This is a genomic window from Martelella mediterranea DSM 17316 (assembly GCF_002043005.1).
Lineage (GTDB): Bacteria > Pseudomonadota > Alphaproteobacteria > Rhizobiales > Rhizobiaceae > Martelella > Martelella mediterranea.
This window is the reverse complement of record NZ_CP020330.1, coordinates 3,144,400-3,159,515: the sequence shown is the minus strand read 5'-3', so window position 1 is coordinate 3,159,515 and position 15,116 is coordinate 3,144,400. Positions and strand designations below refer to the sequence as shown.

Sequence of the window (15,116 nt, the reverse complement as noted above, 5' to 3'; positions counted from 1 at the left end):
TCAGCGGGAACAGCAAAATGACCATCAAATTTACCGAAGAACATGAATGGCTGAAGATCGAGGGCGATGTCGCGACCGTCGGCATCACCCAGCATGCCGCCGAACAGCTCGGCGACCTCGTTTTCGTCGAACTGCCCGAGGTGGGCGCGACCTTCTCCAAGAATGACGATGCCGCGACCGTCGAATCGGTCAAGGCCGCTTCCGATGTCTTTTGTCCGCTCGATGGCGAGATCACCGAGGTCAACCAGGCGATCGTCGATAATCCAGAGCTCGTCAACTCCGCGCCGATGGGTGACGGCTGGTTCTTCAAGCTGAAGCTCGCCAACACGGCCGATGCCGATGCGCTGATGGACGAGGCCGCCTACAAGGAGTTCATCGCCTGATGACGACCCCTGCGGAATTCCAGTTCACCGACTACCAGCCCTACGACTTCGCCAACCGCCGCCATATCGGCCCCTCGCCGTCCGAAATGGAGGCGATGCTGAAGGTGATCGGCTATGACAGTCTCGACGCGCTGATCGACGCTACCGTGCCCGCCGGCATCCGCCAGAAGGCGCCGCTCGCCTGGGGCCCGGCCATGACCGAGCGCGAGGCGCTCGACAAGCTGCGCGAGACCGCCAACAAGAACAAGCCGCTCGCCTCGATGATCGGCCAGGGCTATAACGCCACCATCACGCCGCCGGTGATCCAGCGCAATATTCTCGAAAACCCGGCCTGGTACACCGCCTACACGCCCTATCAGCCGGAAATCTCCCAAGGCCGGCTGGAGGCGCTGTTGAACTTCCAGACGATGATGGCCGACCTCACCGGCCTCGACATCGCCAATGCCTCGCTGCTCGACGAGGCGACGGCGGCAGCCGAAGCCATGGCGATGGCGAACCGCGTGGCGAAATCGAAGGCGACCGCCTTCTTCGTCGACGAAAATTGCCATCCGCAGACCATTGCGTTGATAAAAACCCGCGCCGAACCGCTCGGCTGGGAAGTGATCGTCGGCGATCCCTTCAAGGATCTCACGCCCGACGCCGTTTTCGGCGCGATCTTCCAGTATCCCGGCACCTATGGCCATGTGCATGATTTCACCGGCGTCATCGCCGATCTCCATGCCGCAAACGCCATCGCCACCATCGCCGCCGATCCGCTGGCCCTCACGCTTCTGAAATCGCCGGGCGAGATGGATGCCGATATCGCCATCGGCTCGTCGCAGCGCTTCGGCGTGCCGCTCGGCTATGGCGGCCCGCATGCCGCCTATATGGCGGTCAAGGATGCCTACAAGCGCTCCATGCCCGGCCGTCTCGTCGGCGTGTCGGTGGATAGCCGTGGCAACCGCGCCTATCGTCTGGCGCTGCAGACCCGCGAACAGCATATCCGCCGCGAAAAGGCGACGTCGAACATCTGCACCGCCCAGGTGCTGCTCGCCGTCATGGCCTCGATGTATGGCGTGTTCCACGGTCCGGACGGGCTGAAGGCGATTGCCCAGCAGGTCCACCGCAAGGGCGTGCTGCTGGCGAAGGGCCTCGAGGCGCTCGGCTTCACGGTGGAGCCGGAGACCTTCTTTGACACCGTCACGGTCGAGGTCGGCGCGTTCCAGAGCCTGATCATGAAGAACGCGGTCGAAAACGGCGTCAACCTCAGGAAGGTCGGCGACACCAGGATCGGCATTTCCGTCAACGAGCGCACAAGGCCGGCCCATGTCGGAGCCGTGTGGGATGCCTTCGGCGGCAAGTTCTCGATAGCCGAATTCGAGGCCGACTACCGCTTGCCGCAAAACCTTTTGCGGACAAGCGCTTACATGACGCACCCGATCTTCCACATGAACCGCGCCGAAAGCGAGATGACCCGCTATATGCGCCGCCTCGCCGACCGCGACCTCGCCCTCGACCGGTCGATGATCCCGCTCGGTTCCTGCACGATGAAGCTCAACGCGACGGCGGAAATGCTGCCGATCACCTGGCCGGAATTCGCCGATATCCATCCGTTCGCGCCGGAAAGCCAGACGGCCGGCTACCGCGAGATGATCGCCGACCTCTCCGAAAAACTCTGCCAGATCACCGGCTATGACGCTTTCTCGATGCAGCCGAATTCGGGCGCGCAGGGCGAATATGCGGGGCTTCTGACGATCCGCCGCTATCACCGCGCCAATGGCGAGGCCCACCGCAACATCTGCCTGATCCCGACCTCCGCGCACGGCACCAACCCGGCCTCCGCCCAGCTTGCGGGCATGAAGGTGGTGCCGGTGAAATCGCGCGACAATGGCGATATCGACATCGACGATTTCCGCGCCAAGGCCGAGCAGCATGCCGAAAACCTCGCGGCCTGCATGATCACTTACCCCTCGACCCATGGCGTGTTCGAGGAGACGGTGACCGAGGTCTGCGCGATCACCCACGCCCATGGCGGCCAGGTCTATCTCGACGGGGCCAATATGAACGCGATGGTGGGCCTGTCGCGGCCGGGCGATATCGGCTCGGATGTCAGCCACCTCAACCTGCACAAGACCTTCTGCATTCCCCATGGCGGCGGCGGGCCGGGCATGGGGCCGATCGGCGTCAAGGCGCATCTGGCGCCGCACCTTCCCGGCAATCCGGCGACGGATGCGGACGGCGGCGCGGTCTCAGCCGCCCCGTTCGGCTCGCCCTCGATCCTGCCGATCTCCTGGAGCTACTGCCTGATGATGGGCGGCGAAGGGCTGACGCAGGCAACCCGCGTGGCGATCCTCAACGCCAACTATATCGCGGCCCGACTGAAGGGTTCCTACGAAGTGCTCTACAAGTCGGACAAGGGCCGCGTCGCGCATGAATGCATCATCGACACGCGCCCGCTGAAGGACAGCGCCGACGTCTCCGTCGACGACATCGCCAAGCGCCTGATCGATTGCGGCTTCCACGCCCCGACCATGAGCTTCCCCGTCCCCGGCACGCTGATGATCGAGCCGACGGAATCGGAGACCAAGGCCGAGCTGGATCGTTTTTGTGATGCCCTGATCGCGATCCGCGCCGAAATTACCGAGATCGAGGAAGGCCGCGCCGACCGGGACGACAACCCGCTGAAAAACGCCCCGCACACGGTGGAAGATCTTGTCGGCGAATGGACCCACCCCTATTCCCGCGAACAAGCCTGCTTCCCCCCCGGCGCCTTCCGCGTCGACAAATACTGGCCGCCGGTCAACCGCGTGGATAATGTCTATGGGGATCGGAATCTGGTGTGCGCCTGCCCGCCGATGAGCGAGTATGCGGAAGCTGCGGAGTAGTCGAAATAGTAGCCTGAGGAATTTCCATATCGAAAAGAAAGCCCCATCAACTCGTCTGTTGATGGGGCTTTTGACACTTTATTCTGCTTCAGAATAATTTACAGAACCCAACGAAAATCTATCTCTAAAATCTTCGATCGCAGCGTCATAGGCCCTCTCATTTTTTTTCGTTAGTGATTCGAGGCGTTCTACAAGGACGTGGCTTTTCGTTACTTGTTTTTCTTCTTTTTTTCGATCGTTAGATTGCATTGCCATCTCCAAGAAAAGCGGTAATTTATGAAGAGAATCTCTCACACAAACTCTACCAAATGGCTAAGATTATGACCACCGAAACATACAGAGAATTAGAGGATCGGCTGCCTGAAATTGTCATTGGAATCGTATCTCCGGTGGGGACTCCGCTAAAAAGCACTCTGGACGCCTTGGAGAAAGGGTTTATAGAGAAAAAATACAATTTTCATCATATAAAGATCACAAACTCTTTTCATGAGATCGCTCAAGAAATCAAATATGAAAAACTGGATAAATCCACCAGATACACTCGCATAACGTCGTATATAGATTTTGGAAATCATTTGAGAAACAAGTTAGGATCGAGGTTCCTATCAGCTTTTTCCATTTCAAAGATCGCCGAAACCAGATCTAACTATTCCGATAGTTGCAATGTTTACGTTGTCGATCAACTGAAAACAGAGGACGAAATTAACCTATTAAAAGAAATATACGGCAGGTCCTTTTTCCAAATCTCAGTTTACTCTGCCAGGCACGTCCGAGTTGACTCTCTTTCTAGGGATATGTCTCACGATAATAAAAAGCGCGATACTAACTTCTATAGAGATAAAGCCGAAGCTCTTGTTTGTCGTGATGAAGATGAAATAAATCAACCAAATGGTCAACAGGTAGGGAAAATATTCCAGCTTGCTGATGTTGTTGTGAATGCCGACCTGATAGACAAAAGCGACGACGTCTCTGTGCAAGTTAAGCGCTTTATCGAGCTTCTCTTTGGTTATAATGGTTATTCTCCAAACCATCTTGAATACGGTATGTACCTAGCGCATTCAGCCGCGTTAAGAAGCTTAGATCTATCTCGACAAGTGGGAGCGGCGATCTTTAGGGAGACTGGAGAGATCGCAGCACTTGGGGCAAATGAAGTGCCAAAAGCAGGAGGTGGGACATATTGGGCGGACGATTCATTTGATGCGCGAGAATATAGAACCTCTCAAGATAGCAATGACATAAGAAAATCAGAAATATTTAATGAGATACTTGATATATTCAATATTGATCGGGATAAAATTTCGAAAAAACAACAAGATCGCGTAAAAGAATCCCAATTCATGAGCGCTCTAGAGTATGGAAGAATCATCCATGCAGAAATGTCTGCACTTAGCGATGCTTCTCGATTAGGAATAAGCGTTCAAGGCGCAACGCTATATTGCACAACATTTCCTTGCCATATGTGTTCAAAGCACATTGTTGCAAGCGGTATAAGTAAAGTAGTGTTCTTGGAGCCCTATCCAAAAAGCCTTACGGCTGATCTTCATTCTGATTCAGTTCATATTGAGGGAATGTCTAGAGGTTCTTTCGAAAAGTTCCCCTCCGTCAACTTCGTTCCTTTTTCTGGGATCACCCCTCGGCGATATCGCGAATTCTTTGCTCGAACGAAGCGAAAGTCTGAAGGGCGGTATATTGATTACCGTGGTGGAAGCGCAAAACCTATGTTTAAAAACGACATATCAACTTACCTCAATCAAGAGAATGTAGCGATCTCAGCAGTTAAAAAAGCCTTGGAGAACAGTAGCGAATAACAATACCCAAACTTGACTACGGACGTGTCGGTGGCGACTGCCAATCGGCACTAAATATTTACCCTAATCCCCCCTCACGGCACCAAAAACTCAAACGGCGCTGCCTCTTTCATCAGCCCCGCAACATCCCCGCCCGGTAGGGCCGGATCATTCAGCCCCAGCGTCTTCGCCGGAGCGCCCTCGGAGAGATCGAAATCCGCAAGATCGACCCAGAACACCGAGGGGTTGATGACGGAGTCGAAATAGTAGCGGCGGTGGTCGTGTTCGGCGACGGTGCGCCAGAGGGTGGAGGCGATGTTGGGTTTTTCGGGGTCGGACATGCCGAGCGGGGTCGAGATCGCGCGCACCTGCGAGAACACGGAGGCGAGTGCTGCGCGCCGGTCCTTGAGCGGCGTTGCGGATTTCAGGTTGTAGCTGGCGCGGGCGAAACGGTCGGCGGCGTTCACCGTGCCGGGCAGAAAACTCTTGCCGCCGACGAGGTTCCAGTAGCCGTTGATGGCAAGCTGTTGGTCATAGGTCGGCGAATTGGTCATCACCTTGTAGTCGCGGCCGTGATGGATGGTGAGCTTGCCGCCGACGAATTCGAAGATCGCGCTGTCGCCGGCGGCATCGGAAAGCGCCAGATGCACGGTCGCCGGCGCGCCGTTCGGCGCCTCGCCGGTGATCACCGTCAGCGGATCGTCGGCCATGGCCTCGGCCGCTTCCGCGACGGTCGCGAAATTGTCGAGCATGTATTGCAGCCAGGCGCCGACCGAGATCAGCGGCTTGCCCCGCGCGGCCGGATCGCCATAGGAGGATTCGACCAGATAGAGCATGTTGCCGGCAAGCCCCGCCTCGTTCATGCCGTCGGAGGTGGCGAGATTGTAGATCGCGACGATCACCGAGCCGTATTGCGAGGTCCATGTCGCCGACCCCTCGCCCACCCCGCCATCGCGGGAAAGCCCGCGCGGAAACACCCAGAGGTCGGATTGCATGGTCACGTCGCGCCAGTCCATCGAGCGGCCGGTGATGTAGGTTGAGGTTCCGGTCTCGTAGAAAATCCGCGTGCACATGATCTGTCCTCCGTCGCACCTGTTATCGTTGGCGAAGGCTAACCCGGCAGCGGGCCGTGGACAATCAAAATCGGTTCAGAACCGGCTGTGCTTCGCCACCAGCTTGGCGAGGATCGGCCCGAGCGCCATCACGAAGAAGAACCGGGCGATCTGCATCGACATCACGAAGGCGACGTCGACATCGGTGGAGGCGGAGATGATCGCGATCGAATCCGCGCCGCCCGGGCTGGTGGCGAGATAGGCCGACAGCGGATCGATGCCCGTGAGCCAGACGAGCAGCGCCGCCAGCACGCCGCAGATCGCCACCAGCGCGAGGATCGAGGCGATGACGCGCGGCATGGCGCGGCCGGCATCGACGATCACGGCGCGGTCGAAGCGCGCGCCGATGCCCCAGCCGAGCGTGGCATAGGCGATGGCAAGCAGGATCTGCGGCAGTTCGATCTCGATCAGGCCCGTGACATTGAGCACCGAGCCGGCGATCACCGTCGCCAGCATCGGTCCCGCCGGCAGCTTAAGCCACCGGCCGAAGAACACGCCGATCAGGATCAGGGCGAGCGTCTGGGCAAGCGGGCCCCATGCCGGCTCGGCGAACCAGTAGACCGGTACGGCCGTTTGCGCCGCGCCGCCGGTCCAGAACCGCGCGAAGGTGGCGGCGACGAGGGTGACGATGACGACGCGGGTATATTGCATGAAGGCGACGAGCCGCATGTCGGCTCCGAACGAGGCGGACATCAGCGTCATCACGCTCGCAGCGCCGGGAAACGCGCCCCAGATCGCGGTCGTGCCGGGCAACACCTGATAGCGCGCCAGAACCCAACCGATCGCGATGCTGGCGAACACCACCGAGAGCACGCCGCCCACGAAGATCATCCAGTCGGCGGCGATTTCCTGCAGCACCGGCCATGTCATGGTGCGCGCGATCAGGCAGCCGAGCACGCCCTGCGCCAGGTTGAACGGCAGGCGCGGCATGGTGATCCGCCGCCCGGAAAACACGATCAGGATCGACGCCAGCATCGGGCCCAAAAGCAGCGAGGCCGGCAGCGCGACAAGCTGCATGAGGATCACGAGCAGGATGGAGAGCGCCAGAAGCGGAAGCCAGATGCGCAGAAGCTGTCTTTTCCCGCCGTCAGCGGAGGCCGGTTCTTCCGGCTCTTCTGCGGAATTCATCGTGCGGACAATCCTGTAACGCCGGATCGCCCGCAGCCGCGGGACGACGCTGCGTCATACCCGGCGGACGGGTCCGGTCCATCCAACATGGCTGATCTTTCCCGTCACCGGGAATCGGCTCCCGTTCCTCTATACGCGGCGGCGGCGGGCAAGCGCAATCGCCTCACATCGCGCAGTTCTTCCGGCGCATCGCGATGTCCAGCGCGTTGACGCGACCCTTGGCGTAGGCGATCGCGGTTTCCTGGTTCTTGATGTTCTGGTCCTCGGACATGCTGCCGAGGCTTGCGCCGAACATGCGCACATCGCCCACGATCTCGCTGTCCTGCTCTTGCGCAAGGTCCTTCAGCTTCGCGTTCTCATCCTCATATTGGCTGAGCAGCGTCTCGCAACTGCTGCCGGCGAATTCCTCGGGCGAAACCGGAATGGCACCGATCGAATCGGCGCGCTGGGTGCAGGCGGCAAGCGTTGCGGCAAGGGCGATGACGGTGAGAGCGGAGCGCATGAAGGTGACCTTTGCGGAAAAATGGGGCGACAGCGTATCAACGCCGGCGCATGCGGCGGGTTCCCGCAGCATAGCGGATAAATCCGCTCAGTCGTCATCGAATTTCACGCTGCTGCGGCCATTCGTGAGTTCGCGCACAAGCTCGGCCAGCGCCGCGGCCCCCGCCTCCGGCACACGCAGATGAAAGTCGGCCCCGGTTTCGGTGAAATCGCGGTCGGCGATCACGAGGCCATCAACATCCTGAAGCCGCGCCTCCACAAGCGCCAGATCGGAGAAGGCAACCGGCAACACCCCCGCCGTCATCGCCACGATCGGCAGCTTTTCGGCCAGCCGCAGGCATTCCGCGGCACTGCCGCCATAGGCGCGCGCCAGTCCGCCCGTGCCGAGCTTCACGCCGCCGAACCAGCGCGACACAAGCACCGCGACGCTATCGATCTCCTGAGCCTCGATCGCCTGAAGGATCGGCTTTCCGGCCGTCCCGCCGGGCTCGCCGTCGTCGGAGAATCGGTAGTCCGCGCCAATGCGCCAGGCCCAGCAATTATGGGTGGCATCGGCGAAGCTGTTTTCGGCGATAAAAGTTTTTGCCGCCGCCTCGTCATCCACCGGGGCGGCAATCGTCGCAAAGCGGCTTTTTTTGATCTCCCGCTCCGATGTCGCGGGACCTTTGAGCTTGAACATGAGGGTCACCCTTCCGCGCCTTTCAAACGGCACGGCAAGGGCGAAGTCAAGCCGGGCTGCGGGTCAGCTTCAGCGTCGCGAAAGAGGCGACAAGGCCGGTCAGCCCGGTGGCAAACGCGCCCCAGGCCATATCGACGAAGACCACGGTCCACGACCAGCCGGCAAGGGTTGCCATATTGGTGAGATCGTAGGTGCCATAGGCCATCAGCCCGAAAACCGCGCCGTTCACGAGGCCCTTCAGCGCCGAGCCGGCCCTGACGCCCGGCAGAACGGCGAAATAGAAGATGCCGATCAGATACATGAAATAGAAGCTCAGGCCGGCGGTCCAGTTGGGCGACGGCAGCAGCAGCGGCCCGATCTCGGATTGGTAGAATGGAAAGGCGATCGTGCCGAGCCAGATGAAATCCAGCAGGGAAAAGCAGATGGCCGTGGCCACGAAAGCCGTCAGGGCGCGTTTCACGGGTTCACCTCAGATATCCAGAAGGGGTTGCAACACGCGCATGAACCGGCTCTGGAACCTGAGCGGCGCATCGGTGACGGCAAGGCATATGCATTCGGACTCGGGCCCCACCACCGGCTGATGGATTGTATCCTCGTCCTCCTCCTCGAAATCGCCGGGCCCGAAGACCTGGCCTTCCGAGGTGAAGCTGCCGTGCAGCACCAGCGTCAGCTCGCGGCCGCCATGGCTGTGCTCGGGCAGCGGTTTGCCGGCATCGACCCGCAGCAGGCGCACCTGAATGCCCTTGTCCTCGGTCTCAAGCAGCGCCTGATGGGCATAGAGCCCCAGGCGACGCCACGGCACGTCGTCGAAGGTCGCCCCGACATAGGAGCGCAGCGGTTCGGGTATCAGCGCGGCGCCGGGCGCGGCCGGCGCCGGTTTGGCTTTGGCTTCGACATCCGTCGCCTGCAGTCGTGCCTGAAGCGCCGCCCAGGAGGCGTCCTCGGAAATCTCCGCGGTTTCGGGTTCCGCCTCTTCCATGAGGGCGCCGCCAGCGGCCTCCATCAGCCGCAACCTTGCGCGACAATGCGGGCAAAGCGCCAGATGGGTTGCCACCGCGAGCGACCAGCTCTCCTCGAGGTTGCCCGAGGCATATTCGAGCAGAAGCGCGTCGCTGATATGGTGATGGATGGTGCCTGTCTTCATTGATTTTCCCCAAGCGCGGTTCTTAGCCTGGAAAATGCTGCTCTGATTCTGGATTTGACCGTGCCCAGTGGAAGGTCCAGGCGTTCGGCGATGATACTGTGGGAGACTTCCTCGAAAAACGACATTCGCAGAAGCTCGGCCTGTTCCTCCGGCAGGCCGGAGAGTGCTGAGCGCATCCGCGCGGCATTCTCGTCCTGCTCGAACTGGACGTCCGGCGCTTCCGGTCCGTCCGGCACCAGTGCCGGGTCGTCCGGATCGAATTCCGGCCGGCGCATCTTTCTCAGGCTGTCGACCCTGACGTTACGCGCGACGGTGAAGATCCAGGCCGAGGCATTGCCACGCGCGGGATCAAACAGTTCCGCCTTGCGCCAGACCATCATCATGGTTTCCTGCATCAGTTCCTCGGCAAGCGCCGGGTCCGATGCGCGTTTCATCATGTAGCTGCGGATGCGCGGGCCGAAATGGCGAAACAGGCGTTCATAGGCCGCCATGTCCCGCGTTCGTCCGACACTGACCAGGCAGTGCGACATTTCCTCTACCGATAGTTCGGGCAAACTCCTCACCTTCCCGGTGCGCATCCGTTTTCGCATGGCGCGGCCTGCCGCCCCTTTTCGGGGCGCTGCAGGGATCGGACCGGTGACCGGCATGGGGCAAGCGCTTTCAAGCATACCGGCTATTACGGCCGCGATTTCCGTCCGGATTACAGGTTCCGATAAATTTTGCGCCTTTTCAATCCATCACGCGGGTCGTCGCGTAAATCATGGTGAACAACAAGGCGGAAACAACACGATGCACCACCCCCAGGAAAACGCTTACAGAAAGCTTCGCGCCGACAGGAAGGTCGCGGTCATCGGCTCCGGCATTTCAGGGCTCTCCGCCGCCTGGCTGTTGAGCCGGTCCTGCCATGTGACGCTGTTCGAGGCTGACGACCGGCCGGGCGGACATTCGAATACCGCCGATGTCGCCGTGGGCGATCGCACGATCCCGGTCGATACCGGCTTTATCGTTTATAACGAGCGCAATTATCCGAATCTGACGGCCATGTTTTCCTATCTCGGGGTCGAGACCGAGGCCTCCGAGATGTCGTTTTCGGCGTCGCTGGATAATGGCGCGTTCGAATATGGCGGCAGCAATATCGCAACGCTGTTGGCGCAGAAATCGAACATATTGCGCTTCAGCTTCTGGCGCATGGTCTACGATATTTTCCGCTTCTACCGCCATGCGCCCGCAGCCGCCAGATCGGAAGCCGACCAGGATCTGACCCTCGGGGATTATCTCGACGCGCGCGGCTATTCCAAGCGGTTCGTGCGCGACCATATCCTGCCCATGGGCGCCGCGATCTGGTCGACGACGCCTGAGCAGATGCGCGCCTATCCGCTCGCAGCCTTCACCCGCTTCTTCGAAAGCCACGGTCTGTTGACGCTGGTAGACCGCCCGCAATGGCGCACCGTCACGGGCGGCAGCCGTTCCTATGTGACAAGGATGCTGGAACAGATCAGCGGCCCGGTGCGCCTCAACACGCCGGTTGAGCGCATCGTGCGGGACGGGGGCGGCATCAGGCTGCTTGCCGGGGGCGCGGAGGAGCGATTCGATGCGGTGGTCGTCGCAACCCATGGCGATCAGGCGTTGAAGCTGCTCGACAATCCCGCGGAGGAAGAGCGAAACCTGCTTTCCGCCTTCCGCTACACCACGAATGAAGCCTGGCTCCACAGCGACGAGCGCCTGATGCCGGCCCATCGCAAGGTCTGGTCGAGCTGGAATTATCTCGAGCGTCGGGATGGCGGTACGCCAAACCTTTGCGTCACCTACTGGATGAACCGGCTGCAGAATATCGATGAGCGCGTGCCGCTGTTCGTGACGCTCAATCCTTGCGAGGAAATCCGGCCGGAACTTGTCCACGCGCGCTACACCTACATGCATCCGCTGTTCGACAAGGCGGCGATCGACGCGCAGCGCGATCTTTGGCGCATTCAGGGCCAGGGCAATGTCTGGTATTGCGGCGCGCATTTCGGCAGCGGGTTTCACGAAGACGGGCTGCAATCCGGTCTCGCCGCCGCCGAGGCGGTCGCAGGCGTCAGGCGCCCCTGGAACGTCGAAGACGAATCCGGCAGGATATTCCTCGAACCGGAGCGCGTGGCCGCCGAATGAGTTTTCGTTCCGCTATCTTCAAGGGCAAGGTCGTCCACCGGCGCCACCGGCCGAAGAAACATGCGCTCGATTACCGCGTCTTTTCGCTGCTGATCGATCTGGATGAGCTTCCGACCATGGGACGTAAACTGAAGCTCTTCGCCCATAACGGGTTCTCGCTCTTCAGCGTCCATGATCGAGATCACGGCGCGCTTTCCGGCGGCGATCTCAAGGCCTGGGCGCTCGGCGAACTGGAAAAGTCCGGTCGCAGCGCCTCGCGGGTTGAAATGCTCTGCTACCCGCGCATTCTCGGCTACGTCTTCAATCCGCTCACGGTCTATTTCTGCTACCGGGAGGACGACCGGCTGACGGCCATTCTCTACGAGGTCTGCAACACCTTCAAGGAACGCTTCACCTACATCATTCCCGTGGATGACGAGGGTCGGCCCATTCGCCAGACGGCGGACAAGCAGCTCTATGTCTCGCCCTTTATTCCGATGGAATGCACCTATCATTTCACCATCCAGCCGCCGGAGGACAGGGTGAAGATCGCCATCAACGAAACGGATGCTGAAGGACCCTTGCTTTATGCCTGTTTCGACGGCCAGCGCATGGCGCTTGGGGACCGCGCGCTGGCGCGGGCATTTTTTTCCTATCCGCTGATGACCATCAAGATTATTGCCGGTATTCACTACGAGGCATTGAGGTTGATATTGAAAGGCATGCCGGTATTCAGACACCGGCCTTCGGCCCATCGCGTTCAAAGCGCGGTTGCGGGCGGTGCGACAGGGGACAAGAACGATCATGAGCAAGAAGCCTGAACACAAAAGCCATCGCGGTCTCAATCTCTGGCAGCGGCTGATCGCCGGCATGGCCGATCGGATCACCGCCGGCGCGCTTACGCTCACCTTCCCGAACGGCCAGGTCTATAGGACGGAAGGCCGCTGCGACGGACCCGAGGCAGCGATCCGCCTCAGGAATGCCCGGCCCCTGCTTGAGCTCCTGAAAGATGGCGATCTCGGTTTCGCCCGGGCCTATATCGATGGCCACTGGGATACGCCGGATCTGGCCGCCGTGCTCGACCTGGCGATGGCCAATGAGAGCGAACTTTCAAGCGCGCTTTCCTCATCCTTCCTGTTTCGGAAGATCAGCCTTCTCAGGCATAAGCTGCGGCGCAACAGCAAGTCCGGCAGCCGCCGCAACATCGCCTTCCACTACGATCTCGGTAACGCTTTCTACAAGCTCTGGCTGGACGAGACGATGACCTATTCGAGCGCGCTCTACGAAGGCCGCGATCGCTCGCTTTCGGAGGCCCAGACCGCCAAATACGACCGGATCATCGCGAGATTGCAGATCGGACCGGAAGACCGGGTGCTGGAGATCGGCTGCGGCTGGGGCGGATTTGCCGAACACGCCGCCGCCCGCACCGGCTGTCATGTCACCGGCCTCACGCTTTCCAAGGAGCAGGCGAAATATGCACGCGAGCGGCTTGCCGCCAGCGGACTTTCCGACAGGGCCGATATCCGGCTGGAAGACTATCGCGATTGCAAGGGCACGTTCGACAAGATCGTCTCGATCGAGATGTTCGAGGCCGTCGGCGAGGAAAACTGGCCGGTGTTCTTCAAGACCGTCAATGAGCGCCTGACGCCCGGCGGAACGGCCGTGATCCAGTCGATCGCGATCGAGCATCACCGGCTCGACGACTATCGCCGCAACCCGGATTTCATCCAGGCCTATATCTTCCCGGGCGGCATGCTGCCCTCGATCGAAACGTTCAAGAAGGGCGCGGGCAGCGCCGGGCTTGCGGTGAAGGATCTTTTCTCCTTCGGCAAGGATTATGCCCGCACGCTGCTCGAATGGGAACGCCGGTTTCTGGCCGAATGGGATGCGATCCGTCCCCTCGGCTTCGACGACCGGTTTCAGCGGATGTGGCGCTATTATCTCAATTACTGCGCGACCGGCTTCGATGCCGGCCGCATCGACGTGGCGCAGTTCCACCTCATCAAGCCAGCGGTGTGACGGTCTCCGCTCGGCTTCGGAAGAACCGCAACGCGATGAACGCCGCGAGCGCCGCCGCGCCCGTCGTGTTAAGGTAATCGAGCGTCTGCATATCGTCCGGCGTAACGGGCCGGACCGGTGCGCCGATCCGGCCGTAGAGCGCCACGAACAGCACGAGTATCAGCCCTATCAGCGCGCGTGAAAGCAAGACCTCGCGCGCATGGAAGGCCATTCCGGCGAGCATAATACAGGCGAACAGGAACATCAGCGTGCCACTCTCTCCGCCCAGGACAAAGGCGATGAAGATGGTATCGGCGGTTCCCACCGCGACCATTCCGAGCCTTGCCACAAATGACTTGCCGCGGCGCGCAAGCCACCAAACTGTGATGTAAAAAGGCATAGAAAGCGCCGTGAGGAGAGAAATCTGAAAGGCGCTTTCGGCGAGAAACCAAACATAGAGCGGATAGACCGGCTTGTTGAGGGCCAGAACCAGGGCGACCGACCCGCAGGCCTCCGCCAGCGGATCGCGCGCCTTGTTCATGCATCAGCCTTTTTCGGGATCGGGAAGAAAGCCCTGACGCGTTTCTTGTATGCGCGGAAGGCGTCGCCACGGGAGGATTCCATATGCTCCTCGAGATAGGGAATGCCCGACACGTAATTGAGCAGCCAGTACATCATGATCGGCGCGAGCAGCGAGACGGCGAAAGGGAACAACGCCTGAAAACCGGAAAGCGCCAGGCATGGCCAAGCGCACCACCACAGCCATTCGAAAAAATAGTTCGGATGGCGCGAATAGCCCCACAAGCCGATATCGCAGACCTTCTTGCCCTCCGGCTTTTCCTTCTTGAACTTGGAAAGCTGCCAGTCGGCCGTGCCCTCGCCCGCAATCGCGATAATCGCGATCGCCAGACCAACGAAATCGAGAATGCCGGGGAATGGCGCGGGGTTGAGGATCGCCGCATAGATCGAAAGCGCCAGAACGAAGCTCGCGAAAGCCTGGATCATCAGGAACCACCAGAGCCGGAAGCTTGCGGACGAGCCCCACTCCTCGATCAGCGCGGCATAGCGCGGGTCGTCCTTCTTGCCGGCGCTGCGGGTGGCGATATGGGTTGCCAGCCGCGCAGCCCAGAGGCCGACCACGACGCCGGCGAGCCATTTGCGCGCCGGATTGCCGTCAACGGAAAATACGATCACCGAAAGACCGGCAAGGCCGGTCAGAACCGACCAGATCGCGTCGATCCAGCCACTGTTGCGGGTAATCCGCTGAACCGCCCAGGCCCCGGTCATGCCGATACAAAGGCCCGCCAGAACCAGGATCAGAAGGGTTATCGACATCGTCATCTCCGCGGTAAGTGTGCTTTGTGCATTACTACGGAGGATGACGAGGACCGGA

At 60.2% G+C, this 15,116-nt stretch carries 16 protein-coding genes; 6 read left to right on the top strand and 10 right to left on the bottom strand.

The window, feature by feature from the left end:
* The first annotated feature begins 17 nt into the window (after window positions 1–17).
* Together gcvH and gcvP are read left to right on the top strand one after the other, a co-directional pair.
* A complete protein-coding gene (gene gcvH, locus Mame_RS14770) occupies window positions 18–383 on the top strand; it encodes a glycine cleavage system protein GcvH (protein WP_018063259.1) in 366 nt (121 codons plus the stop codon).
* Window positions 383–3,247, top strand: coding sequence for an aminomethyl-transferring glycine dehydrogenase (gcvP, locus tag Mame_RS14765; RefSeq protein ID WP_018063258.1), 2,865 nt, complete (start codon window positions 383–385; stop codon window positions 3,245–3,247). The genes gcvH and gcvP overlap by 1 nt, the downstream gene beginning before the upstream one ends.
* A 78-nt stretch (window positions 3,248–3,325) precedes the next feature.
* On the opposite strand, the gene Mame_RS26715 is transcribed toward gcvP, so the two are convergent.
* Window positions 3,326–3,496 carry a hypothetical protein gene (locus Mame_RS26715; protein ID WP_155122123.1) on the bottom strand — a complete coding sequence of 57 codons (171 nt, stop codon included), beginning with the start codon at window positions 3,494–3,496 and terminating at the stop codon, window positions 3,326–3,328.
* 71 nt (window positions 3,497–3,567) lie between these two features.
* On the opposite strand from Mame_RS26715, the gene Mame_RS14760 reads away from it, so the two are divergent.
* Window positions 3,568–5,055: an anti-phage dCTP deaminase gene (locus tag Mame_RS14760; protein ID WP_157624491.1), complete on the top strand. Its 1,488-nt coding sequence runs from the start codon at window positions 3,568–3,570 to the stop codon at window positions 5,053–5,055.
* A 74-nt stretch (window positions 5,056–5,129) separates the two neighbouring features.
* Here the strand turns inward: Mame_RS14760 and Mame_RS14755 are convergent, their stop codons facing one another.
* The 7 genes from Mame_RS14755 to Mame_RS14725 all read right to left on the bottom strand — a co-directional run bounded on the left by Mame_RS14755 (window position 5,130) and on the right by Mame_RS14725 (window position 10,089).
* The gene (locus tag Mame_RS14755; RefSeq protein ID WP_018063256.1) at window positions 5,130–6,107 is read right to left on the bottom strand and encodes a linear amide C-N hydrolase; all 978 of its coding nucleotides are present in this window, start codon (window positions 6,105–6,107) and stop codon (window positions 5,130–5,132) included.
* A gap of 75 nt (window positions 6,108–6,182) precedes the next feature.
* Window positions 6,183–7,274, bottom strand: a complete 1,092-nt coding sequence (locus Mame_RS14750; RefSeq protein WP_018063255.1) for an AbrB family transcriptional regulator — start codon at window positions 7,272–7,274, stop codon at window positions 6,183–6,185.
* Window positions 7,275–7,437: 163 nt separating this feature from the next.
* Window positions 7,438–7,848 carry a hypothetical protein gene (locus Mame_RS14745; RefSeq protein WP_018063254.1) on the bottom strand — a complete coding sequence of 137 codons (411 nt, stop codon included), beginning with the start codon at window positions 7,846–7,848 and terminating at the stop codon, window positions 7,438–7,440.
* A gap of 15 nt (window positions 7,849–7,863) precedes the next feature.
* Complete coding sequence (locus Mame_RS14740) at window positions 7,864–8,454, bottom strand: IMPACT family protein (RefSeq protein WP_018063253.1); 591 nt, start codon at window positions 8,452–8,454, stop codon at window positions 7,864–7,866.
* A gap of 46 nt (window positions 8,455–8,500) precedes the next feature.
* Complete coding sequence (locus Mame_RS14735; protein ID WP_018063252.1) at window positions 8,501–8,914, bottom strand: DUF2177 family protein; 414 nt, start codon at window positions 8,912–8,914, stop codon at window positions 8,501–8,503.
* 9 nt (window positions 8,915–8,923) lie between these two features.
* Window positions 8,924–9,598 (bottom strand): ChrR family anti-sigma-E factor, encoded by a 675-nt coding sequence (locus Mame_RS14730; protein WP_018063251.1) that lies wholly within the window; start codon window positions 9,596–9,598, stop codon window positions 8,924–8,926.
* Window positions 9,595–10,089 carry a sigma-70 family RNA polymerase sigma factor gene (locus Mame_RS14725; RefSeq protein WP_018063250.1) on the bottom strand — a complete coding sequence of 165 codons (495 nt, stop codon included), beginning with the start codon at window positions 10,087–10,089 and terminating at the stop codon, window positions 9,595–9,597. Before Mame_RS14725 ends, Mame_RS14730 begins: the two co-directional genes overlap by 4 nt.
* Before the next feature lie 298 nt (window positions 10,090–10,387).
* Here Mame_RS14725 and Mame_RS14720 point away from each other — a divergent pair, with 298 nt between their 5' ends.
* The 3 genes from Mame_RS14720 to Mame_RS14710 are packed head-to-tail and all read left to right on the top strand — an operon-like array spanning window position 10,388 to window position 13,744.
* A complete protein-coding gene (locus Mame_RS14720) occupies window positions 10,388–11,746 on the top strand; it encodes an NAD(P)/FAD-dependent oxidoreductase (protein ID WP_018063249.1) in 1,359 nt (452 codons plus the stop codon).
* The gene (locus Mame_RS14715) at window positions 11,743–12,546 is read left to right on the top strand and encodes a DUF1365 domain-containing protein (protein WP_018063248.1); all 804 of its coding nucleotides are present in this window, start codon (window positions 11,743–11,745) and stop codon (window positions 12,544–12,546) included. The genes Mame_RS14720 and Mame_RS14715 overlap by 4 nt, the downstream gene beginning before the upstream one ends.
* Window positions 12,530–13,744, top strand: a complete 1,215-nt coding sequence (locus tag Mame_RS14710; protein WP_018063247.1) for an SAM-dependent methyltransferase — start codon at window positions 12,530–12,532, stop codon at window positions 13,742–13,744. Before Mame_RS14715 ends, Mame_RS14710 begins: the two co-directional genes overlap by 17 nt.
* Here the strand turns inward: Mame_RS14710 and Mame_RS14705 are convergent.
* Together Mame_RS14705 and Mame_RS14700 are read right to left on the bottom strand one after the other, a co-directional pair.
* Window positions 13,728–14,264 carry a hypothetical protein gene (locus tag Mame_RS14705; RefSeq protein WP_018063246.1) on the bottom strand — a complete coding sequence of 179 codons (537 nt, stop codon included), beginning with the start codon at window positions 14,262–14,264 and terminating at the stop codon, window positions 13,728–13,730. The genes Mame_RS14710 and Mame_RS14705 overlap by 17 nt on opposite strands.
* Complete coding sequence (locus tag Mame_RS14700) at window positions 14,261–15,058, bottom strand: DUF1295 domain-containing protein (RefSeq protein WP_018063245.1); 798 nt, start codon at window positions 15,056–15,058, stop codon at window positions 14,261–14,263. Before Mame_RS14700 ends, Mame_RS14705 begins: the two co-directional genes overlap by 4 nt.
* Between the last annotated feature and the right edge of the window lie 58 nt (window positions 15,059–15,116).